This is a genomic window from Mesobacillus campisalis, assembly GCF_000986785.1.
Lineage (GTDB): Bacteria > Bacillota > Bacilli > Bacillales > Cytobacillaceae > Mesobacillus_B > Mesobacillus_B campisalis.
Map to the genome: position 1 here is coordinate 111,804 of NZ_LAYY01000009.1, position 22,021 is coordinate 133,824.

The window sequence follows — 22,021 nt, forward strand, 5'->3', positions numbered from 1 at the left end:
ATGGCTTTCTATCCCTATCTGCTTTCAAGAATAAGCTCCGAATATTAGCGGAGGGTGAATGCAGCTAAAAGGATTAGTAAAGAAAACAGAAGCATGGAAGAAAGCAAAATCCTTTGAATCCGCCTTCATTAGTTTTCTTAAGAAGGAAGACCCAGCTTTTATAGTTGAAAAGGCAGACAAACTAGAACATTACCCTTTTGTTATTGAAGATATTTTTGAAAAATTTACGAGAATGAAAACCTTTCTTAATAATTCGTTCTTAAAATGGTAGTAAAAGAAATGTGCCGGGAGAATCTATGAGCCAGTCTTTAATGTCAGAGAGAGAGAAAGCCATCATGAAGGAACTTGAATATAAAACAAAAATCAGTGTCACGGATTTAGCTGTAAAACTAAACGTAACACCGGAAACGATTAGGAAGGATTTAAATGTCCTTGAGGAAAAAAAGAAATTGCGCAGAATTCGTGGTGGAGCTGTTCCATATGCCGGAATCAGCAGCGAGCCCCCTTTCCTCCGAAAGGTCAGCATTGCCCATTTCCAAAAACAATTAATAGGAGAAAAAGCTGCGGCGTTTATCCGGGATGGCGAAACCATTGCGCTTGCTGCGGGGTCCACAACCTTGAATATCGCTAGAAGTATGAAAGACGTTAAGAATGTGACGATTGTAACCAATTCTTTAGCAGCAGCCGAAATTTTAAATAACCGATTGGAATCCAATCTTTTCAACGGGAAAGTCATTGTACTCGGGGGAACAGCCAATCCACGGCAGCGTTCCACCAGCGGTTCCATTACCAACCAGCTGCTGGGGCATTTTTATTTTGACAAGGCATTCATCTCCTGTGGAGGAATAAGCATGGATGGAATCTGTGGGTTTGATGTGGACGAAGCTTCTGCTATTTCCATTATGATTAAGCAATCACAGCGAGTATTTCTGGTGGCAGACTCTTCTAAATTTAATCAAAGAGCCTTGTTCCAGATCGATTCGTTAGCATCCATTGATGTTGTGATAGCAGACCAGGACAAGCCAGCACAATGGTCAAAAGACATCAGAATACGAGACTTGGATTGGATCAACGCCAGCAAGCATGGGGAGTTTTCATCCTTCTAAAAACACAAAATTCAAAACATAAAAACCGCCGTGGATCATGAACCGGCGGTTTTTTGATATAAAGACAGTAAAATTCAAATTAGTCAGAGGTCTGCCACTTGTCGTAAATGCACTGAACTTTGTCGTAAGGCTCAGCCGCATTGTCGTAAGCACGCTTAACTTTGTCGTGGAGGCCACCCAGTTTGTCTTAAGTACACCTAACCTTGTCGTGAGGTCACCCATTTGTCGTAAGCACACTAAACTTTGTCCCCATGAGCGGTGGCGCAAACAGCCCAAACAAGGTGTCCCAACTGAAGCAGCAGAACCGTCCCCCTGCCTCACATCAGGAATGGGGCGATGATGGAGAGGATGACTAGCATGATGGCGCCGCCGATTCGGGATGAGATTTGCAGGAATGGCATGAGGTTCATTCTTTCGGCTGCGCTCAGAACGGCGACATCACCGGAACCGCCCATGTCGGCCATGCCAATTCCCGCTGAGATGGCCGATTCAACAAAGTAGAAGCCAACAAGCAAACCGAAGAATCCGGCCGATAATGTTGCAATGACGACTGTAAGAACGGTCAAACTGATATAGCTTGGATTGGTGACAATTTCAATGACACTTGAGAAATCAATCATTCCGGCACTAATGGACACCAAAATGACGGGTACCCATGCTTTGGTGATCAGCTCATACCAATCCTCTGCGCCTTTTTCGATATGGGCAGGCAGGACATTGAAGATCTTCAGCGCTGCCGCACAAAGGATAATCCAAACGTAAGAGTGGAAGGTTGGAATCAGTTCTGCGACAATTTTCCCAAAAACAAAGATGGTTGTAGCAATAATCATGCCAATGATCAAGCTGTTAATCGAAAACGGGAACATCGAAAAATCCTGGCCTTTTAAATCGACCGTGTTTCCGCCCTTTTCAAGGCGCAGAAGGTCGCCGTTCCCAGAGAAGTTCTTTTTCTTGCTGCGTTTTCCCAAACCATTAAGTCCGCCCGCTGCAAAGATACAAATCATGTTGCCAACCATAACAGCCGGAGCGATTTTTGCCAGTATATCTCCTGCACTTTCCCCGCTGCTGGCAGCAAAGATTTCCGACATTGGCACAGCACCAGCTGCCATCCCGCCACCCATGATTGGACCAACCACATAAAAGATTGTTTCGCCAAAACCGAACCCAATTAAATGGCCAACAAGACCGCCGATAAGCATTGCGGATACAACTGCACCTAAAAGCGGAATGAAAAAACGCAGACCTATCTTCATGAGCATTTTGCGGTCCATGCTTAAAATGCTGCCAACGATAATCCCGGTAACGGCAAAATCGGAAAAGCCCAGTTCATTATAAAAACCGTCCGTTAATGTCCCAACGCTTTCAGGCAAAATTCCGAGGTAAATGAAGAGCGCCGGGATGAGGATACAGAGGATGGGCCCTCCCCCAAAGGTATTAAAAACCGGAATCTGATCACCAATCCACATCAACAGCATCCCAATAACCATTGCTACAATCAGGCCACTGGCCATATTATGCGGAAGAATTTCCATGTAAATCCCAACAAGGAGGACAACCACAATTGCCAAAAAGATTGGAGCGTTAATTCCAGCAATCTTCACTTTCGGCTTCGGATTCAATCCCACTGTTTCTACTACTGCCTGCTTTGTTAAGTCACCCATATTTTCACTCCTTTTAAATTAGAAATAGACCAGTAAGCGTTTTCATGGATGTGTTATTGGGGGAGCCTATCCACTGCGAACAGGCTCCGGTCTCTTGGTTATGCTCTTGCTTTTAAACGGGTAATAATCTCGGTCGTCACTTCCGTTGTGCTATGTTTGCCTCCAATGTCAGGAGTCAGAATTCCATCATGTGTCACACTTTCAACCACTTCCAGAAGGACGGAACCAATTTCCTCTTCTCCGAAATGGTCGAGCATCATTTTCGCTGTCCAAATCTGGCCAATTGGATTGGCGATTCCCTTGCCGATAATATCAGGAGCTGAACCATGCACCGGCTCAAACATCGATGGGTATTTTCCATTCACGTTGATATTGGCAGCTGGCGCAATCCCGATGCTTCCCATTACCGCTGCTCCAATGTCGGTCAATACATCGCCAAACAGGTTGCTGGCAACAATGACGTCAAAGCGGGAAGGATTGGTCACGAAGAAGGCAGCGAGAGCATCAATATGCTGGGAATCGGTTTGGATCTCCGGGTAATCCCTGGAGACATCCTTAAACACTTCATCCCAAAATGGCATAGAGTGAACAATTCCGTTCGACTTGGTGGCACTTGTTACATGCCTGTTCCGTTTGGCGGCGAGTTCAAATGCATACCTCATCACCCGCTCGGTTCCCCTTCTCGAGAAGATTGCATTCTGGATGGCAATCTCTTCTTCTCCCTGATAAATGCGGCCGCCAACGGAGCTGTACTCTCCTTCGCTGTTTTCACGGACGACGATCAAATCAAAATCCTTTGGGTTTACAAGCGGAGAGCGCACTCCGCTGAAGATTTTTGCCGGCCTGACATTTATCACCTGTTCAAATTCACGGCGCAGCTTGATCAACAATCCCCATAACGAAACGTGGTCGGGCACCAATTTCGCATTCCCAACGGCTCCTAAAAAGATCGCGTCAAATTCTTTCAGTCTCTCAAGCCCGTCTTCCGGCATCATGCTGCCATGCTCCAAATAATACTCGCAGCTGTAAGGAAACTCTGTGAACTCAAAAGAAAGTCCTCCGTGGATGTCTGATACCGTTTTCAAAACATCAATCGCTGCTGGCACTACTTCTGTTCCAATTCCATCTCCAGGAATGGATGCAATTTTTAATTTAGTCAAGGTTGTTTGCCTCCTTAAACGGTCGTCGGTCGACCGTCTCTCTTTTGTACTCTTACTATATAATAGATTTCCCAAACCGGCAATATATTTTTTGATTTTTTATACAATTAAAAAAAAGCCGCTTCCCTGTATAGGAAACAGCTTGTTCAAAACTTATTTTTCCTCATCAGGTGCCAGAACCTCCACCAAATGCTCTGTGTCAAGCTCAAGATGATGGATCATCTCCTGTGCCGCCTTTTCTTCATCCCGCTGCTTGATGTAAGCAAAGATTCTTCGATGCTGTTCGAGAATGTCATCCCCCCGGCGGTCGCCTTTAAAATTCAGCACTCGAAAATAATGGATCAGCCCTTTCAAGTCATAGACCTGCTTTTGCAAATGGGCATTGTCCGTAAAGGCCAAAATCAGCTGGTGGAACTTTTCATTGAGGGTGATGATCGTATTATCATCTTTTTTCATTCGAATGGCGGCCTCTGTCTCATCCAGCGTCCGCTCAATCTGTGCCAGTTCTTCCCCGCTGGCAATCTTTGTTGTCAGCCTCACTGCAAATGACTCGAGAGCCATTCGGCAATAATAGATTTCCTTTACATCCTTTAAAGTAGGTTCATAGACAAAAACTTTCGAATTCTCCACAATGAGAAGTCCCTCTTTTTCAAGGATCCGGACCGCCTCCCGGATGGGGCTTTTGCTCACATTATATTCTTTCGCAAGCTGTGTTTCATTGATGCGCTCTCCCGGCTGGTATTTGCCATCGAAGATCATTTGCCTGATCATATGATAAAACTGTATGTAATAAGGAGCCTGTTTTTCGATTGAAAGGTCGCTCATCGGTTTACCCTCACTTCTGTCCAGATGATAGGTTAGCCAAGCAGGAATCAAGGACTATCCAAGTATACTATACCATTAATTCCCCCTTTGTTGTAGAGCACGGGGACGGTTCTCGTGCTCTATCCGCTCCTCGGCTCCTCGCATTTCACTATGAAGCACTAGAACCGTCCCCCTGAATCACTTTACATAATTGCGCAGCTTTCCGATTTTCTCCACTTCCACAGTGACTATGTCTCCTTGCTTCATGGGACAGCTGCCGGAAGGTGAACCGGTTGCCAAAACATCGCCCGGCTCGAGGGTCATAATCTGTGAAACCCAGCTGATCAAGTACGGTATGGAGAGGGACATCTGATTGGTATTGCCATCCTGTACGATTTTACCGTTTAAAGTACTCACGATTTTCAAATTGGTCGGATCGAGACCCGTCACAATCCATGGTCCCAGCGGTCCAAATGTGTCAAAACCTTTGCCCCTTGTGAATTGCGGGTCCGTTTTAGTCAGGTCCCTTGCCGTCACATCATTGAAAACGGTACATCCAAAAACATAATCCAGTGCCTCTTCTTCTTTTATGTTTTTCCCTCGTTTCCCAATGATGAGTGCCACTTCACCCTCCATTTCGACCTGCCTTGTCAGGTGGACCGGGGGAAGGATGATGTCCCCCTCATTTGGAATCAAGCTCGTTGTCGGTTTTAAAAACAAAAACGGTTCCTTGAGATTCGCCTGCCCGCCGGTCTCTTCTGCGTGTTCCGCATACGTCCAGCCGAAATTGACGATTTTATTCGGTTTTACAGGGGTCAATAGCTCGACCTCTTCCATGCTGACTTTTACACCATCAAATTGAAGGTCCCCGTTAATGATTTCGTTGAAGCTGCTCGTTAATTTCGAGATTTGGCCATCTTCAACTAATCCGTAGTATTCTTCGCCACTTTGATCCTGATAACGAAGAATTGTTTGTGTTTTTTGCATTAACTCGGTTGTCATCTCTTACCATCTCCATTTGTCATGCTTTTCCCCTGCATTTATTTCACACTACCTTTAAAAACCTATGATTCCAATCAATACAGCAGTGGCCAATAAGACAAGGCTAATTCCCCACAGCCAGAAGAGGGAGTAGCGCAGGTGCCGTCCCATTTCCAGGCCGGATAAGCCCAGAGCCAGCCAGACTGCAGGAGCCAGTGGACTGACAAAGGTACCTACGATATTTCCAATCACCATGGCATTCGCTGTCGATAGAGAATCCACCCCAAATCCTGTCGCGATTTGTTCAACCACTGGGAATAAAGCAAAATAATAAGCATCCGTACTTAAAATAAATCAAATGGCACACCCAGAACACCAATAATTAGATGCAAGTAGGGAGCAATCGTTCCCGGAAGGATATTCACTATATCATTGGCAATCGCCGTCAGCATCCCTGTCCCATTGAGAATACCTAAAAACAGACCAGCTGCCAGGATGATTGAAGCCATTGTCAAGGCATTTGGGGCATGTGCCCGAATCCTCTCCATCTGATCTTTAACATTTGGCTTCATGATTGGCAGCGCAATGCTGACACCAATCATGAAGCCAAACCTGCAGGCATCATTCCCGAGACCAGGACACCAATGACAGCGATTGCGATGACCGCATTGATCCATAACAATTTTGGCCGTGCCAGGCTGTTTTTCTTTTCATCTGGCTCCATGTCGCCTGCTTCCTTTTCTACTATCGCTAACTCTACTGCGGCTGCGACTTCCAAGGACCCATACGTTCTTTCAATTCGGCGTTTTTCACGGATTCCCATGAACACAGCCAGAGCTAGCATGATGCCCAGCCCGATCAATTGAATGGGAATAAGAGGCTGCCACAATTGAGTTACATCCATTCCAAGCACGGAAGCTGTCCGCCCCAGTGGTCCAGCCCATGGAAGCATGTTCATAATCCCCGCACTTCCTGCAATTAAGAGCAGCAGCAAGTAAGGATTCATTTTTAGGCGATTGTATAATGGCAGAAGCGCTGGAATCGTAATTAAAAAGGTTGAAGCACCCGATCCATCCAATTGGGCAACGATGGCTATAAAAACGGTCACAATACAAACCGTAATGACATTCCCTTTTGTAAGGGCTACCATTTTATTGATCATCGGGTCGAATAGACCTGCATCCTGTATAGTCCCAAAGAAAAGGATCGCAAAGATGAACATGATCGCTAGGGGAATGACAGAATCACCTTGCCGCAAATAAGCAGTGCAACAATCACCGTTATAATAATAAACCCCATTAAACTCAAACTCAAGAAGGAAAGGCCAATTAACAAAACCATCAGCATCATCATTTTATGTCTTAAGTTAAATCTCACTTTGGGGGATAATCCCGGTTTCCTCTTGTTTGGGAAAGTAATTTCCATCCTGTTTTCTCACCCGACCCTTATATACCATTTACATCATTATTAAGTTAATAGTCAATAGAAGATGAAGCACGGGGAAGGATTGCGAATCAAAAAAAGAAAAAGAAGCATAGGGGCGTCCCTTGCTTCTCTTCCTTCATTCTTCATTCCGTTTGGATTTTGCGGATTTCCTCAATTAATGGGATTTCGTTTCTTAGTAAAGGCAGCAGACTGGGTTCTACTATATTGTCGATTTCACAAACTGTAATGGCCGGTCCATTCTTTTTAAAACGCTCAAGAGCTAGCCTTGCAATATTATAACCGTGTTCGTTAAGGATGAAGGACAAATTGGCAAGGAATCCTTGCTGGTCTCTGTGGTTGATGACCAAGGTTGGTATTTCGGCTGAAAACTTTAGCGGATAATCATCAAGTTCCTGGACCTCTACCTTTCCGCCGCCTACGGAACTTGCCAATATCTTGACCTCTTTTCTGTTTCCTTTTAGTTCAACTAAAACGGTGTTAGGGTGATAGCTGCCTAGCTTCTTCCTGGTAAACTCGTATTCGAGACCATGATGTTGTGCTAGTTGTTTGGCCGTTGGAATTCGTTCGTCATCGGTCGATAATCCTAACACACCAGCTAATAAGGCAAGGTCTGTGCCATGCCCTTCATACGTTTCTGCAAATGATCCCATTAGAGAAAACCTGACATGCACTGGTTCTTCGGTTAATAACTGGTGGGCAATATTGCCAATCCGAACAGCACCTGCCGTGTGGGAACTGGAGGGCCCTACCATGATCGGGCCAATGATTTCAAAAGGACTTTGATATTTCACGGATAGACCTCCTAGTTTCTATTAAAAACCTGTTCTCTCAGTCTTTTTCCAGTTGGGGTGCCTGCGAGCCCGCCTCTTCCGGTTTCTCTTAATGACTCTGGCATCTGCTGTCCTACTTCATGCATTACATGGATAACCTCATCAGGCGGAATCACGCTGTTCACTCCGGCTAAAGCCATGTCCGCTGCTGCCTGGGCCGTAATTGCATGTAATCCGTTCCTAATGATGCAAGGGATTTCTACCAGTCCGGCGACAGGATCACAAACCAAACCAAGAGAGTTTTTCAAAGCTATCCCTACAGCATTTCCCACTTGTTCAGGTGTTCCGCCGGCAAGCTCAACAAGAGTGCCTGCTGCCATTGCCGTTGCGGAACCCACTTCTGCCTGGCAGCCTCCAGCCGCTCCGGAAATGGAAGCCCTATTGGCAATGACCAATCCCAGGGCCGAAGCAGTAAACATGGATCGCACGATTTCCTCCTTTGTAAACCTGCCGCTATCAAGGGCATGAACGAGCACCGCCGGCAAGATGCCAGCTGAACCTGCCGTAGGAGTGGCAACAATCCGTCCCATTGCCGCATTGACTTCCGACACAGCCAAAGCATTTGCCATAACATTTAAGGTCTCTGGCTGGATAAAAGATTTTCCGTTTTGGGCATATTGATAAATGCGGTTTCCATCCCCGCCCGTCAAACCTGTTCTTGACATGACAGGACTCTCCGTGCCTTTACGGACAGCATCCTCCATTACATCCAATTGCTTTGCCATTTTACTAAGGATCTCGCTTTCAGAATCACCGCTCCGTTCTGCTTCCGCTGCAATCGTCAAATCAGATATTGTGGATTTTTCTTTCTCAGCAAGTTCGATCAGTTCTTTTAAACTGGTAAAAGCCATGTTAAACCTCCCATTCATTGATCAGACTTACAAAATCACTTAAATACAATGGTTTTATTGCCATGAACCAATACTTTATCTTCTGCATGCAGAGAGACAGCCTCGGCGAGAACTCGTTTTTCCACATGGCGTCCGGCAATCTTTAAGCCGTCTGCAGAATATCGATGATTGATCCGCTGGACATCCTGTTCAATGATGGGGCCCTCATCAAGATCATTGGTTACGTAATGCGCCGTTGCCCCAATCAATTTCACTCCCCTGTTAAACGCTCTTACATACGGATTTGCCCCCACAAACGCCGGCAGGAAAGAGTGGTGGATGTTAATAATTTGATTCGGGAACTTGGAAATAAAATTGGGAGAAAGGATTTGCATATATCTTGCCAGAACAATAAAGTCTACTTTCCCTTTCAATAGTTCCAAAGCTTTTTGTTCGGCCTCATCTTTCCTCTCTTTAGACAATGGAATGTGATAGTAAGGGATTCCGTGACTCTCGGCGACTTCTCTTAGATCATCATGGTTTGAGATCACTAAAGGAATATCCACAGGAATTTCATTCGATTTCCAGCGCCAAATCAACTCCAAAAGGCAATGGTCCGATTTTGAAACAAAGATGGCCATTCTCTTTCTTTTTTCCTGGCTGCTTAGTTGAAAATCAAGAGCATGCTCCCGTGATAATACATGCAAATCTTCTTCAAGTTTTTGAAGCTCTGTATCGACCGCTTCGAACTCAACACGCATAAAAATGATTCCGTCCTGCGGATCGGTTGTATGCTGATCCAAATGGACAATATTCGCTTTGTGGTCTAAAAGAAGATTCGTTACAGTCGAGATCATTCCGAGCTTTTCCGGGCTGGTAATCAATAAGGTTACACGGTTCCTTTTCTGCAAATTTAAGCTGCCTCCATCCTTATGGTGTCATTGAAGTTTTACGTTTAAATCCTATCCATGAATCTGGAAGCCGTCCACAGCCAATGATGCTTCAGCAATCGCTTCCGTTAATGACGGGTGTGGGTGGATCGTGTGGGCAATATCCATGGTTGTTGCATTAACCACCCGGGCAAGGCCTGCCTCTGTAATCATATCGGTCACATGCGGTCCTACCATATGCGCTCCTAATAGCTTATTGGATCCGTCTTCCACCACAAGTTTGACAAAACCATCTGACTCACCGAAAACGAGAGCTTTCCCAATCGCACGGAATGAAAATTTACCCGCTTTGATTTGATAGCCTTTCTCCTTCGCTTCCTCTTCCGTTAAGCCAACACTGGCAACTTCCGGACTGCTGTAAACACATTTTGAAACAAGAGTGGGATCAAGCGGCGCAGGGCTTTTACCTGCCATATGTTCAACGGCAATCAGTCCTTCATGGGAAGCCACATGGGCCAATTGCAGTCCGCCAATCACATCACCAATTGCATAGATTCCTTGTTCATTGGTTTCACAGTATTCATTGGCCCTGATAAACCCGCGATCCAATTCAATTGCCGTATTTTCGAGACCAATTCCTTCAACATTGGGCAGCCGTCCTACGGATACTAATAGTTTCTCGGCAGAAAATAGCACTTCTTTTCCTTTATGCTCCGCCTTGATGGAAACTCCTTCCCCTTTATCCAGCGTTTCAGGCAGTACCTTTGCACCCGTGACGATTTTGACACCCTTTTTCTTCATTAAACGCTGTACTTCTTTTGAAACGTCCTTATCCTCTGTTGGCAGAATGCGATCGGCATATTCAATTACGGTTACTTTCAATTCGAAGTCGGCAAGCATCGAAGCCCATTCGATTCCAATAACTCCCCCGCCAACAATGAGAATTGATTCTGGCAGCTTTTCCATTTTCAGTGCTTCATCGGAGGTCATGACCGTTTGGCCATCCGCTTCCAGCCCGGGAAGTGTTCTTGGACGGGATCCTGTCGCAATTAAAATATTTTTAGCGTTAAGGATCACTTCACTCCCATTGTTCTCTTCCACTAAAACTTTTCCGGCCTGCAGAATGCTGCCTTTCCCCTCAAGCACATCAATTTTCCCTTTTTTCATTAAATGCTGAATGCCCTTGTATAACCGATCCTGTGTTTCTTCTTTCCGGGACTGTACTATTGAGAAATCAAGGCGCACTTCAGGAGCAATAACCCCAAATTGCTCCGATTTCTTTGATTGTACAAATACTTCGGCGCTTCTCAATAACGCTTTGCTTGGAATACAGCCCGCATGGAGACAGGTTCCACCGAGTTTTCCTTTTTCAACTACAGCCGTTTTCAACCCTAATTGAGAGGCGCGAATGGCAGCAACATATCCGCCTGGCCCGCCGCCAATAATGACAACATCATATTCTTCTACCACCTGATCCCACTCCTTTGTGTTTGTTTCAAGTTACCTTCAAAGTTCAAAGATATTTTTAGAACAACATGCTCCCTGTTTTTCCACGCAAAAAAGGACAGAAAAGGGTAGCCATGGCGTTCTCTCCCCTTCTCTGTCCTTTTACCTGAGAGTTTAGTTCTACCGTTTCATAGAACCTTCCCCTTTGGTGACGCATACATATGTACGTACTCTCCAGAGTCGCGTCCTGCTGTGGTTCCATCTACCTGAGAGATTGATTCCAAGGGTCTTTTTGGAACTTGCTCCTTCGGTGGCTTCTAGCTTTGCACTCTCCCACAACCATCATCCGCATATTAAATTTTTCGATATATTTAGAATAATCTGCAGGAAAAGGGGTGTCAACCCTTTTAACCTCATAATTCATACTTTTCTAAAAATACTGCACAGATACTTTCGACGTCACCATTCTCTGTCCAATTGAGTATCCCTTCCATGCCCAGTATTACTTTCCTTAATCGTTTTTTCAGATTCTTCTTGTTTAATCCGCTCTATAAGCTTGGTTTTTTCAGCTTCAAAGCCGGGTTTTCCCAGCAAAGCAAACATGTTTTTCTTATATGCTTCCACACCTGGCTGGTCAAAAGGATTCACTCCCAATAAATGACCGCTGATACCACACGCTTTCTCGAAAAAGTAAACCATTTCTCCATACGTGTATTCATTCATTTCGTCCATTTCAATGACTAGATTCGGAACTCCTCCATCGGTATGTGCAAGAAGTGTCCCTTGGAAGGCACTCTTATTCACTTCGTCCATGGTCTTTCCAGCCAGGAAGTTTAGACCGTCAATATTATCTTTATCCTCCTGAATAGCTATTTCAATACGAGGTTTCTTGATTTGCAGAATCGTTTCAAATAGATTTCTCCGGCCTTCTTGAACATACTGTCCCATTGAATGTAAATCTGTTGAGAAATCCACCGCAGCTGGGAAAAGGCCCTTTTGATCTTTTCCTTCACTTTCCCCAAACAGCTGCTTCCACCACTCCGAAACATAGTGTAAAGACGGTTCATAGTTAACTAGCAATTCAATGTCCTTTCCTTTATTGTAAAGAGCATTGCGAACAGCAGCATATTGATAGCACTCATTCACTTCTAAATCAGGAGTATTGTATTTACGTGCTGCTGCAGCAGCCCCCTCCATCATTTTCCCGATATCGAGCCCTGCTACCGCTATTGGCAAAAGTCCTACTGCCGTTAGCACAGAATATCTTCCTCCCACATCATCCGGAATCACGAATGTTTCATATTGTTCTGTATCAGCTAAACTTTTCAATGCACCCTTGGAATGGTCGGTCGTTGCGAAAATCCTGGCTTTTGCTCCTTCCTTTCCATATTTTTTTTCCAAATAGTTACGGAAGATACGGAAAGCAAGGGCTGGCTCAGTTGTTGTTCCTGACTTGGAGATCACGTTAACTGAAACATCTTTTCCATCTATTAGTTCGAGTAAGTGGGATACATAAGTAGAACTAATATTATGGCCAGCATAGTAGATCTGTGTTTTATTATCCATCTGGTTATGAAAGCTGTGGGATAAAGCTTCAATCGCTGCCCTTGCACCCAAATAAGAACCCCCAATGCCAATCATAACTAGAACCTCTGAGTGTTTGCGTATTCTCTCGGCTGCTATCTGGATTCGAGTAAATTCTTCTTTGTCATAGGCTAACGGCAAATCAACCCAACCGAGATAATCTGAACCTGGCCCTTTTCGTTCATGAAGGCAGTTATGGGCGATTTTTACAAACTCACTGAAATTCTCCACTTCTTTCCTATCCATGAATACTAACGCCTTAGAGTAATCAAATGATATAGCCACTTCTGCTCCCCTTCCAAATGATTTTTCGATACCTGTTACTTTACCGATTCCAGGTTTTTTTCAACCGCATGGCCGCCAAACTCGTTTCTAAGTGCAGCAACCACTTTCCCGGTAAAAGTATCACTGTCTAGAGAACGATAACGACTCAATAAGGACATAGCGATTACAGGAGTAGCTGCCTGAAGGTCCAATGCCGTTTCTACTGTCCATTTTCCTTCGCCGGAAGAATGCATTACTCCTTTTATTCCTCCCAATTTCGAATCTTTCGAAAATGCATTCTCTGTTAATTCCATTAACCACGAACGAATCACGGAACCATTGTTCCAAACTCTTGCAACCTTTTCATAATCAAAATCGAATTCACTCTTTTCCAATACTTCAAAGCCTTCCCCAATTGCAGCCATCATCCCATATTCTATTCCGTTGTGGATCATTTTTAGAAAGTGGCCGCTGCCTGCTTTCCCTGCATACAGATATCCATTCTTAACGGATGTTGCTTTAAAAATCGGCTCGACCATCTTCCATGATTGTAAGTCACCGCCAATCATGTAACATGCCCCATTCCGGGCCCCTTCTGTTCCGCCGGAAGTGCCGACATCCATAAAGCTTACGCCTATTGTCTTCAATTCATTGTATCGGCGAACCGATTCTTTATAGTGCGAATTCCCCGCCTCAATGACAATGTCACCCACGCTTAAAAATGGTGCGATTTCACTTATAATCGAGTCTACAACGGAATGAGGAACCATGATCCAAAGAAGACGCGGCTTTTCCAGCGATTGTACAAGGGCCTTTAAACTGGGGAACCCTTCACCACCGTATTGAATGAGTTCTTCAGCAGCCTTTATGTTCGGGTCAAACGCAGCAACCTGGTATTTATGGTCGATTAAGTTTTTCCCTAAATTTAGCCCCATTTTTCCAAGCCCGATTAGACCTATTTTCATCCTTATCCTCCTCGCCAGTAACGTTCATTATTTTTACCACCATTTGAATCCATCTTCATCCAATAAATCATCTGATGCTTCTGGGCCCATCGAACCCGCGCAATAGGTTTGCAGCGGTACTAAATTTTCTTCAAACGCTTCTAAAATTGGCTGCACCCATTTCCAGGATAATTCCACTTCATTCCAATGGGCAAAAAAGGTCGAGTCTCCTTTCAGTGCATCATGAATTAATAATTCGTAAGCTTCGGGAACGTTGGCCTTGTTCGCCGAAAAATTCACCAGGATTGGTTCGATTTCCCCATTTAATGGATTTTTACTATTCAATTGCAGGGATACACCTTCATTTGGGTTAACATAAACGATTAGTAAGTTTGGTCCTGTATTTTGGAGTTCCTTGCTATATAATTCCTTTAAGGGATTTTTGAACTCTATCACAATCTTTGTTGACTTTTCCGCCATTCTTTTCCCTGTTCTTATATAAAAAGGGACACCTTCCCAAAAGGCATTATCGACCCATAACCGGGCAGAGATAAACGTATCGTTAGATGAGGTATCTTCCACACCCGGCTCCTTTAGGTAGCCAATTACGGCTTCAGAGTTCACTTCACCTGGTCCATACTGTCCACGAACAACGTTTTTGGCAACCTCTTTTTTATCCATAAGACGAAGTGACTCCATTACCTTTCTTTTTTCCCCGCGTATTTCCTGTGCGCTAATCTGCTTAGGAAGGCTCATCGCAGTCATCATCAAAAGCTGCATCATATGGTTTTGGACCATATCCCGAATCGCCCCTGCCTTATCATAATAGCCAGCACGGCCCTCTAAACCAACCGTTTCACTAGCTGTTATTTGTACATTGGCAATATATTGATTATTCCATAATGATTGCAGGACAGGATTCGCAAATGCTAATGCTTCTAAATTTTGGACCATCGGCTTCCCAAGATAATGATCAATCCGGTAAATTTCATGTTCTTCGAAGACTCGGCTCAGTTTTTCGTTTAGTTCTTGTGCAGATTTCAAATCATGCCCAAACGGTTTTTCGATAATTAATCGCTTCCAGCCTTTCGTTGCCCCTAATCCGCTCTTTTGGATATTAAAGCTGATCACCTCAAAAAATTCTGGAGCAACAGATAGGTAGAACATACGGTTTTCCATTATCTGAAACTCTTGTTCATTGTGTTCGACAATTTCGAGCAACTGTTTATAACCATCTGCATTGGAAATATCCAATTGAGTGTAACGAAACTTTTTAACAAACTCTTTCTTTTTGGCTTTGTCATTTACCAGATGTCTTGAAAACGTATACAACGATTCGGTAACGCGATCCTGGTATTCTCTATCGGATAATGAACTTCTTCCAATGCCAACCACAAGGAAAGTATCGGGTAATTTTTGATTTAAAAAAAGATTATACAAGGCAGGATAGATTTTTCTTTTTGCCAAGTCTCCTGTTGCCCCAAATAATACAAATGTCATAGAATCTACCTTCAGTTTTTTGAAACTATTCCGGGATTTACTTGCCTGAATATCAGGATTCAGTATTGTTATGCTCATTGCCTTCCCTCCAATCTTATTTTCAACTAGAAATGTCTTTTTAAATGGTTCCTCTGATAAGATTCCTTTAACCAAAGTATAGAAGGCATATCTTTTCAATGAAAGTACGCACTTTTTTTTCATATAGTGAGAAAAAATATACCGATAGAGTCCAATAGTATCTTTTTTGTCACTATCTAATTTTAAAGTGCGTACTTTTTTTTCAATATTCAATTACCTACAATGAATGTAAGCTTCACAAATTCAAACAAAGAAAAGGAGAGAAGTTATTATGAAATTACAATTAGCTTTAGATCTCGTCGATATCCCGGGTGCAATTGAATTGGTGAAAGAAGTTCAGGATCATGTGGATGTTGTGGAAATTGGCACACCAGTGGTCATTAATGAAGGACTTAAAGCCGTTAAAGAAGTAAAAAATGCGTTTCCTCACTTGACAGTGCTGGCCGACCTGAAGATTATGGATGCCGCCGGATACGAAGTCAGCCAAGCATCTGCAGCTGGTGCAGACATCATTACCATTCTTGGTGTAGCTGAAGATGAATCCATTAAAGGAGCAGTAGCAGAAGCGAAGAAACAGGGCAAACAGATTCTGGCAGATATGATCTCAGTAAAAGATATCGCAGGACGTGCCAGAGAACTAGACAAACTTGGTGTAGATTACATTTGCGTCCACACAGGATACGACCTCCAAGCTGTTGGAAAAAACTCTTTTGAGGATCTTGCTACAATTAAAAGTGTCGTCGAGAATGCAAAAACAGCGATTGCTGGCGGCATTAAATTAGAAACACTGCCGGAAGTCATTAAAGAACAGCCAGATCTTGTGATTGTAGGCGGAGGAATTACCAGCAAGGCTGATAAAAGGGCGGTCGCTGCTAAAATGCAGGAGCTAATACAACAAAAAGTCGTCCATGCAGGGTGATTCGAACCATGATAACAACTCAATATTTAGATGAAGTGGTTCAAGAGTTAACACGTACAATTGACCTAATCTCCGATTTAGAGGCTGAGGAGTTAGTCAATAAAATCCTTGAATCAAACAAAATCTTTGTTGCAGGAGCAGGCCGATCCGGTTTTATGGGCAAATCTTTTGTAATGCGGATGATGCATATGGGGATTGATTCTTATATCGTTGGGGAAACGGTTACAGCCAACCTCGAACCAGGTGATTTGTTAATCATTGGCTCCGGTTCAGGAGAAACGAAAACCTTAGTGGCGGTTGCAGAAAAAGCTAAGAATATTGGGGGGAGTATCGCAGCCATCACTATTTCTCCTGATTCGACAATCGGAAAACTGGCGGACATTGTGGTTAAGCTGCCGGGAACGCCTAAAGATCAATCAACAGGTAATTATCAAACTATTCAGCCAATGGGATCCCTTTTTGAACAAACCATGTTGTTGTTCTATGACGCTCTGATTCTTAGAATTATGGAGAAAAAAGGGCTGGACTCGAATAAAATGTATGGTAAACATGCAAACCTTGAATAAATAATCCATTTATTTAAAAAATTCCGCGGACCACAAATTAAATAAATTTGTGGTCTTCCCTTTTCGCCAAAAAAGATAATGGTCCATGTGATATTTCATTTTTTTCCAGATCCGTTTTCTTGGAAAATAAAAATTACTAGCTAGCGGCTAAATTATAAATGACCACTTAGGAGGGAAAAATCATGAGTCAACTACACGGGAAAACCTTTAATTGTGAAAAAGAACTTACTCTTTCCATAATCGGCGGCAAATGGAAAATGCTAATCTTATGGTACTTAGGAAAACAAGGGACTAAACGTTTCGGCGAACTAAGAAAATTGATCCCGGATATCACCCAGCGGATGCTTACAAATCAATTGCGGGAATTAGAAGAGGATCTTATTATTGATCGCACAGTGTACCCAGTGGTCCCGCCTAAAGTGGAGTATTCACTGACTAAACAAGGAGAAAGTTTAATGCCAATACTAGAAGCCTTGTATCAATGGGGAAAGGACTATAAAAAAGTGAACGATGAAAATAGCGAAAGGCAGCAGGAGATGCCGGCTTTGAAGTAACGTTCCCTTTAGCATAGGAGTTGCAAAGCAGCATTAGCTAAGGCAGCTGCCCGTATTAAAGTGAACGAACGTTAAGCCGGGAGACCCTCCATCATTTGAATGGCGGGTCTTCTTTTAGCAAGAGAGACGGTTAAAATATTTAATAAGTGAAATGAATAAATCTTAAAATGTTCAGAATCTTGTGATAAAATAAAATCACCTAAAATAAATAAGTGGATTCCTCTAGGCTATATCCTACATAAAACCTAACTTCAAATACCCTATCATAAAGTTTCACCTTTCATCTTATGGACGGATTGGAGATTGTTCGAGAGTTGAGAATCATTACACAGAAATTTTTGTTCTATTTTTAAAGGAGTGATGTTGATGATTACTATGAGAGAAGCCTTAAGCCTGCCAGAGTTACAGACCGCAATGGTTCATACCGGGAAGAATGGTTTGGGCCGCACCATCCGCTGGGTTCACTTGATTGACACTGATGACGTAGGCCACTTTTTGGAGGGGGGGGAACTATTGTTGACCTGTGGTCAGATATGGCCTCAAAATAAAGGATCCGAAGAAAGACTTCTAAATTCTTTTGTTCGGCATCAAATCTCGGGTATTTTATTTGCTACTGGACGATATCTGAAGGAGTGCCCAGCAGCTGTATTAGAATTTGGCGAAAAAAATGCAATTCCTGTTTTAGAAGTTCCCTTTCATGTTCCTTTCGTGAAGATTACAAAAAGGATTCACCGGGAAATCATGAATCGATCCTATAAGCGAAATGAAATAACTGACCGTGTTCCAGTTGAACTTAGGGAGAAACTGCAATCTGCAACCAGCTATCTGGACATTTGCACGATTCTTGCAGACAAGCTAAACTCCCACATTGCTATTACGGATACTGCAAACAACATCATTCTTAAAGCTTTTCCAAAGGATACAAAGCGGGTCAATATCCAAAAGTGCATCAATGATCAAATAAAGGATCGTCAGGACCTTAATGAAAGGATAGTAAGCAGTACCCCTCCTTATGCCTTGACTGTTCCGATGATAGTTGAAGGAAATAACTGGGGTACCCTATGGCTTATTAGCATAGATGAGGAAATAAAAAAGGAACATGCCCACATACTTGAACATGCTGCGACTCTCTTAATCGATATCGCTTTGAGCAACCAGGACCTGGAGGCTAAAAGCAGGCATTTGCGCATAGAATTACTGGAGCTTCTTCTTGAAAATCCGGAAACTGCCTCAATAATCGTGGACGAAAAAATCGAGAAGCTTGGGTTCGAACATCGGGAAAGTTGGGTAGCCGGACTCATTCTCCTCGGCGAAAATAAGCTTTCGTCCCCCCTGTCTCTAGAGGTGGAATCGATTCGTGATCATTGTAAAAACTGGATTGATGATGCAGAGGGAATTAACGGATTTTGTGATGTGTATAAGGATCAATTAGTGTTATTCCTTTCTTCAAGCATGGATTCATTAGAACTCAAACAACAAATCAATCAATTACAAAATAATTTGCGCAATGCCTACACTCAGGCAGCACCTGTTCTAGTTTTGGGAGATACAAAGCAACATGTGCTCTCCTTTGCAGAAAGTTACCAGGAAGCAAAAACGTTAGCGCCAATCGTACAACATCAGAGCCAATCAGGAGGAACCTATTTTTCGGATCAATTGAAACGTGAAATGTTTTTATACGGGGGACTGACTCCGGAAAAGGCGAAGGAATTCCGGAACCTCATATTGCCGAAGGATTTACTTACCCAAGACGGATTCACTCTTTACGAAACATTGAAATTACTCGCTGCCAATAATTATAATCGCGAAAAAGTAGCTAAATTACTTCATATTCACCTTAATACTTTACGCTATCGAATTAAACGAATTGAACAATATTTGCAAGGAAGCTTAACCTCACCAAGGTGCCAATTCTGGATTCAAGTAGCTCTCGATTTAGAGTCGCTTGCCACTAAATGTGAAGAGTAATAAGGTCTAACGAGCTTCGTTAGACCTTTTGCATGTTAACGGAATGGATCTTTAAGTGTCAGCGGTACTCTGCTTTGCTTATGTTATTCAGCCTTATAGACTAAACCAGCTTCTTTTTGGATTTCATGGTCATCTGCTATTCCAAGTGCCTGATAGATTTTTTTCATTACATACACCAAACCAATCCCAAGGAGGATGCCATTAAGTGAAGGAAGTCCAATTTCGTAAACAGAGCTGATGTACGCCCCCAATGTTGCCAATAAGTAGGCGATTAAGTTAGACGTACGAATGACTCTAAAGTTCACATTCTCAATTAGCGGCATTGACTTTCTCCAGTTAAAGATATAATCCCCTATAATCAAACCACCTAATGAAGGGACAAAAATACCTAAGAATGTGAGGAAAGAAATAAAGACTTCATATATCCCTGTAACAGCCATGATTGTAGCGATAATCAAACCACCTATAACAAAAGGAGCTTTATTAGGCTTATTAAAGAATTCAGCTCCCGCTACACCGAAGGAATAGGCAGCTGTGGTATTTGTCGTCCAGATGTTAAAGATCAGGATAATCATTGCCATTACGATGATTCCCATTTTCATTAAGATGTTGACCATATCACCATCCTGCATAACCAGTCCGCCCAGCATGCCTGAAATCGCCATTACAATATTCCCTATCAGAAAGGCAAAAAATCCTACTTGGAATGCTGCTTTTGGTGTTTTCGCAAAACGGGCCCAGTTAGGCGCTTGAGTACCACCAGAAATAAATGCACCAATTATGATTGTAATGGCGGCAGTAAAAGTGATGGTTGATGCAGGCTCTATTAGAAATAGTTTCTCCACTCCGCCTGCAGCCTCTATACTCGCAGCAGGAATCTTGTAGGCCAAATAAAGAAATGGCGGAATGGATAGATAAGCGACAATTTCCATCCCCTTTGTGCCCCAGAGGGCAAATGCACCCATAAATAGCGACCAAAAAACGGTGATAGGAATAAAGTAGCTTTCCAAACCCAGACTCGCTGTAAATACTTTCCCCATATAAGCTGCCTGAAAAGCGTACCAAAATACTTGCGTTCCACCGAGTATGATACTAGTCCATTTTGAACCAAGTTTTCCTAGAGAGTACCTAGCAAGAAGGATTGTATTTAAACCCGTTTTTGCAGAAATCCAGCATAGTATCCCCACGTAGGTGGAAAGGATGAGATTACCGATCAACAAGACTTTAAGTAAGTCACTTAGCATTAAAGAAGTTCCCAGATTTGCCCCAGCTGCCATCGTTGTTACTATGAATGTAAATCCAAGGAGGACGGAAAAGATCGCTATCCAGTTTTTTCGTGCATGCTTTGGCACATGAGTCAAAGTATAATCAATATCTACGTACTCTTTCTCTGTTTTCACACTCTCTTTTTTCACAATGATTTCTGCTTCCATATAAACACATCCTTTAAACTGATTTTTTCCATTAAGACGATTCAATCTAGCTCAATATAGGAGTTCCCTTGTGTTTTCATCCCTCTGTTGATGGACCCTTTTGCCATCATGATTTTGGACTTTCATTCAGTGGGTCTCGTCGTGTTTTATGGACTACTGCCGAAATCTATTTTTCTGGTACAGGTCTTGGAAAGCGCTTACATTTTGACTGTACTATTATGGGTTAAGAATTAAATTTGAAGAGAATTCTTTCTTTAATATGGAAACAATGTTGCATGTAGCATCCTCAGCAATTATTTTTCCTTTTTCGGCTGAACTGGAACGTGCTGTATGCAGACAGCCGGAAGATGGAATCAAAGATTTAGACGGAGGGAATGATTGATAGGTTGGCGGACTTGTGAATCCATCGTCTATAATTAACTCTCCTTTAACAAGTTCCGGTTCAAAGTGCATCATTAAGGATGTTTCCGTGATTGCTGCATGTTCCAGTGCCCACCCTGGGAAATTTACTTCATCAAAAATCCTCGGAATCGTTTGCTCCGACAAGTTATCCCACCAGTTACAAAGCAGAACCTTAGGGTATTCTTCCTTCTGATTACGTAATAAGAGGTCACAAGCTTCTGCAAGAAAGGCTTCATTTTCGTAATGAGCACTAAATACGAGAATTTTTTTCCACCCATCCGCGATAAATTCCTCTAATAAATCATAAACCAATGAAGTTAAAGTTGAACCCTTCAAATCAATGGTGCCTGGGAACATCGGTCCTCCACCGCTTGCTGGCAGTGATTTATATCCATAGGACAGTGTCGGAGCTACCACCGCATCCAATTTTTTTGCAATTGCCAAACTGAATTTCTCGGCGATAATCGCATCTACCCCCAAAGGCATGTGGGGCCCATGTTGCTCCGTGGAACCGACAGGCAAGATTAAGAAACTCTTATCGACTTTCGTACGATACTCTTCCCACGTCATATTCTTTAATAGATTTTCCATATACACATCTCCCATTCTGTTATTTTTGTCCTTTGGCCAGATCAAGGTCCGTTGGCGGCATCTT

General features: G+C 43.1%; 18 protein-coding genes, 2 pseudogenes and 1 riboswitch. Of the genes and pseudogenes, 6 read left to right on the forward strand and 14 right to left on the reverse strand.

Annotated elements, in window-relative coordinates:
• Window positions 1–58 precede the first annotated feature (58 nt).
• Together WQ57_RS10280 and WQ57_RS10285 are read left to right on the forward strand one after the other, a co-directional pair.
• On the forward strand, window positions 59–271 hold the full coding sequence (locus WQ57_RS10280) for a hypothetical protein (protein ID WP_046523659.1): 213 nt from the start codon (window positions 59–61) through the stop codon (window positions 269–271).
• Window positions 272–296: 25 nt separating this feature from the next.
• Window positions 297–1,106: a DeoR/GlpR family DNA-binding transcription regulator gene (locus WQ57_RS10285; RefSeq protein WP_046523660.1), complete on the forward strand. Its 810-nt coding sequence runs from the start codon at window positions 297–299 to the stop codon at window positions 1,104–1,106.
• Window positions 1,107–1,423: 317 nt separating this feature from the next.
• On the opposite strand, the gene WQ57_RS10295 is transcribed toward WQ57_RS10285, so the two are convergent.
• The 12 genes and pseudogenes from WQ57_RS10295 to zwf form a co-directional block, all read right to left on the reverse strand.
• Window positions 1,424–2,767 (reverse strand): 2-hydroxycarboxylate transporter family protein, encoded by a 1,344-nt coding sequence (locus WQ57_RS10295; protein ID WP_046523662.1) that lies wholly within the window; start codon window positions 2,765–2,767, stop codon window positions 1,424–1,426.
• Between the two features lie 98 nt (window positions 2,768–2,865).
• Window positions 2,866–3,927, reverse strand: a complete 1,062-nt coding sequence (locus tag WQ57_RS10300) for a tartrate dehydrogenase (protein WP_046523663.1) — start codon at window positions 3,925–3,927, stop codon at window positions 2,866–2,868.
• A gap of 153 nt (window positions 3,928–4,080) precedes the next feature.
• A complete protein-coding gene (locus WQ57_RS10305; RefSeq protein ID WP_046523730.1) occupies window positions 4,081–4,752 on the reverse strand; it encodes a GntR family transcriptional regulator in 672 nt (223 codons plus the stop codon).
• 177 nt (window positions 4,753–4,929) lie between these two features.
• Complete coding sequence (locus WQ57_RS10310) at window positions 4,930–5,733, reverse strand: fumarylacetoacetate hydrolase family protein (protein WP_046523664.1); 804 nt, start codon at window positions 5,731–5,733, stop codon at window positions 4,930–4,932.
• Between the two features lie 54 nt (window positions 5,734–5,787).
• Window positions 5,788–7,011: pseudogene (locus WQ57_RS10315) on the reverse strand (CitMHS family transporter).
• 269 nt (window positions 7,012–7,280) lie between these two features.
• Entirely contained in the window at window positions 7,281–7,949 is a 669-nt protein-coding gene (gene sdaAB / locus WQ57_RS26985; RefSeq protein ID WP_046523665.1) for an L-serine ammonia-lyase, iron-sulfur-dependent subunit beta, read from the reverse strand.
• Between the two features lie 11 nt (window positions 7,950–7,960).
• Window positions 7,961–8,839: an L-serine ammonia-lyase, iron-sulfur-dependent, subunit alpha gene (gene sdaAA, locus WQ57_RS26990; RefSeq protein ID WP_046523666.1), complete on the reverse strand. Its 879-nt coding sequence runs from the start codon at window positions 8,837–8,839 to the stop codon at window positions 7,961–7,963.
• 35 nt (window positions 8,840–8,874) lie between these two features.
• The gene (gene purU / locus WQ57_RS10330) at window positions 8,875–9,729 is read right to left on the reverse strand and encodes a formyltetrahydrofolate deformylase (RefSeq protein ID WP_046523667.1); all 855 of its coding nucleotides are present in this window, start codon (window positions 9,727–9,729) and stop codon (window positions 8,875–8,877) included.
• Between the two features lie 51 nt (window positions 9,730–9,780).
• Window positions 9,781–11,178 carry a dihydrolipoyl dehydrogenase gene (lpdA, locus tag WQ57_RS10335; protein WP_046523668.1) on the reverse strand — a complete coding sequence of 466 codons (1,398 nt, stop codon included), beginning with the start codon at window positions 11,176–11,178 and terminating at the stop codon, window positions 9,781–9,783.
• A 120-nt stretch (window positions 11,179–11,298) separates the two neighbouring features.
• A riboswitch (glycine riboswitch) is annotated at window positions 11,299–11,402 on the reverse strand.
• Between the two features lie 286 nt (window positions 11,403–11,688).
• Window positions 11,689–13,023: pseudogene (locus WQ57_RS10340) on the reverse strand (glucose-6-phosphate isomerase); the annotation flags it as partial.
• Window positions 13,024–13,058: 35 nt separating this feature from the next.
• Window positions 13,059–13,967, reverse strand: coding sequence for a phosphogluconate dehydrogenase (NAD(+)-dependent, decarboxylating) (gnd, locus tag WQ57_RS10345; RefSeq protein ID WP_046523669.1), 909 nt, complete (start codon window positions 13,965–13,967; stop codon window positions 13,059–13,061).
• A 33-nt stretch (window positions 13,968–14,000) separates the two neighbouring features.
• A complete protein-coding gene (gene zwf, locus WQ57_RS10350; protein ID WP_046523732.1) occupies window positions 14,001–15,446 on the reverse strand; it encodes a glucose-6-phosphate dehydrogenase in 1,446 nt (481 codons plus the stop codon).
• Between the two features lie 349 nt (window positions 15,447–15,795).
• Here zwf and hxlA point away from each other — a divergent pair, with 349 nt between their 5' ends.
• The 4 genes from hxlA (at window position 15,796) to WQ57_RS10370 (ending at window position 19,531) form a co-directional block, all read left to right on the forward strand.
• A complete protein-coding gene (gene hxlA, locus WQ57_RS10355; protein ID WP_046523670.1) occupies window positions 15,796–16,443 on the forward strand; it encodes a 3-hexulose-6-phosphate synthase in 648 nt (215 codons plus the stop codon).
• A gap of 8 nt (window positions 16,444–16,451) precedes the next feature.
• Entirely contained in the window at window positions 16,452–17,009 is a 558-nt protein-coding gene (gene hxlB / locus WQ57_RS10360; RefSeq protein ID WP_046523671.1) for a 6-phospho-3-hexuloisomerase, read from the forward strand.
• A 182-nt stretch (window positions 17,010–17,191) separates the two neighbouring features.
• Complete coding sequence (locus tag WQ57_RS10365) at window positions 17,192–17,563, forward strand: winged helix-turn-helix transcriptional regulator (protein WP_046523672.1); 372 nt, start codon at window positions 17,192–17,194, stop codon at window positions 17,561–17,563.
• Window positions 17,564–17,929: 366 nt separating this feature from the next.
• The gene (locus tag WQ57_RS10370; protein WP_046523673.1) at window positions 17,930–19,531 is read left to right on the forward strand and encodes a PucR family transcriptional regulator; all 1,602 of its coding nucleotides are present in this window, start codon (window positions 17,930–17,932) and stop codon (window positions 19,529–19,531) included.
• Between the two features lie 83 nt (window positions 19,532–19,614).
• Here the strand turns inward: WQ57_RS10370 and codB are convergent, their stop codons facing one another.
• Both codB and WQ57_RS10380 read right to left on the reverse strand, forming a co-directional pair.
• Window positions 19,615–20,964 carry a cytosine permease gene (codB, locus tag WQ57_RS10375; RefSeq protein ID WP_046523674.1) on the reverse strand — a complete coding sequence of 450 codons (1,350 nt, stop codon included), beginning with the start codon at window positions 20,962–20,964 and terminating at the stop codon, window positions 19,615–19,617.
• Window positions 20,965–21,180: 216 nt separating this feature from the next.
• Window positions 21,181–21,957 (reverse strand): creatininase, encoded by a 777-nt coding sequence (locus WQ57_RS10380; RefSeq protein ID WP_052948720.1) that lies wholly within the window; start codon window positions 21,955–21,957, stop codon window positions 21,181–21,183.
• Between the last annotated feature and the right edge of the window lie 64 nt (window positions 21,958–22,021).

Coding starts and splice junctions, on each gene's coding strand:
- WQ57_RS10280 (WP_046523659.1), top strand. CDS start 59: ATGCAGCTAAAAGGATTAGTAAAGAAAACAGAAGCATGGAAGAAAGCA.
- WQ57_RS10285 (WP_046523660.1), top strand. CDS start 297: ATGAGCCAGTCTTTAATGTCAGAGAGAGAGAAAGCCATCATGAAGGAA.
- WQ57_RS10295 (WP_046523662.1), bottom strand. CDS start 2,767: ATGGGTGACTTAACAAAGCAGGCAGTAGTAGAAACAGTGGGATTGAAT.
- WQ57_RS10305 (WP_046523730.1), bottom strand. CDS start 4,752: ATGAGCGACCTTTCAATCGAAAAACAGGCTCCTTATTACATACAGTTT.
- WQ57_RS10310 (WP_046523664.1), bottom strand. CDS start 5,733: ATGACAACCGAGTTAATGCAAAAAACACAAACAATTCTTCGTTATCAG.
- sdaAA (WP_046523666.1), bottom strand. CDS start 8,839: ATGGCTTTTACCAGTTTAAAAGAACTGATCGAACTTGCTGAGAAAGAA.
- gnd (WP_046523669.1), bottom strand. CDS start 13,967: ATGAAAATAGGTCTAATCGGGCTTGGAAAAATGGGGCTAAATTTAGGG.
- zwf (WP_046523732.1), bottom strand. CDS start 15,446: ATGACATTTGTATTATTTGGGGCAACAGGAGACTTGGCAAAAAGAAAA.
- hxlA (WP_046523670.1), top strand. CDS start 15,796: ATGAAATTACAATTAGCTTTAGATCTCGTCGATATCCCGGGTGCAATT.
- hxlB (WP_046523671.1), top strand. CDS start 16,452: ATGATAACAACTCAATATTTAGATGAAGTGGTTCAAGAGTTAACACGT.
- WQ57_RS10365 (WP_046523672.1), top strand. CDS start 17,192: ATGAGTCAACTACACGGGAAAACCTTTAATTGTGAAAAAGAACTTACT.
- WQ57_RS10370 (WP_046523673.1), top strand. CDS start 17,930: ATGATTACTATGAGAGAAGCCTTAAGCCTGCCAGAGTTACAGACCGCA.
- codB (WP_046523674.1), bottom strand. CDS start 20,964: ATGGAAGCAGAAATCATTGTGAAAAAAGAGAGTGTGAAAACAGAGAAA.
- WQ57_RS10380 (WP_052948720.1), bottom strand. CDS start 21,957: ATGGAAAATCTATTAAAGAATATGACGTGGGAAGAGTATCGTACGAAA.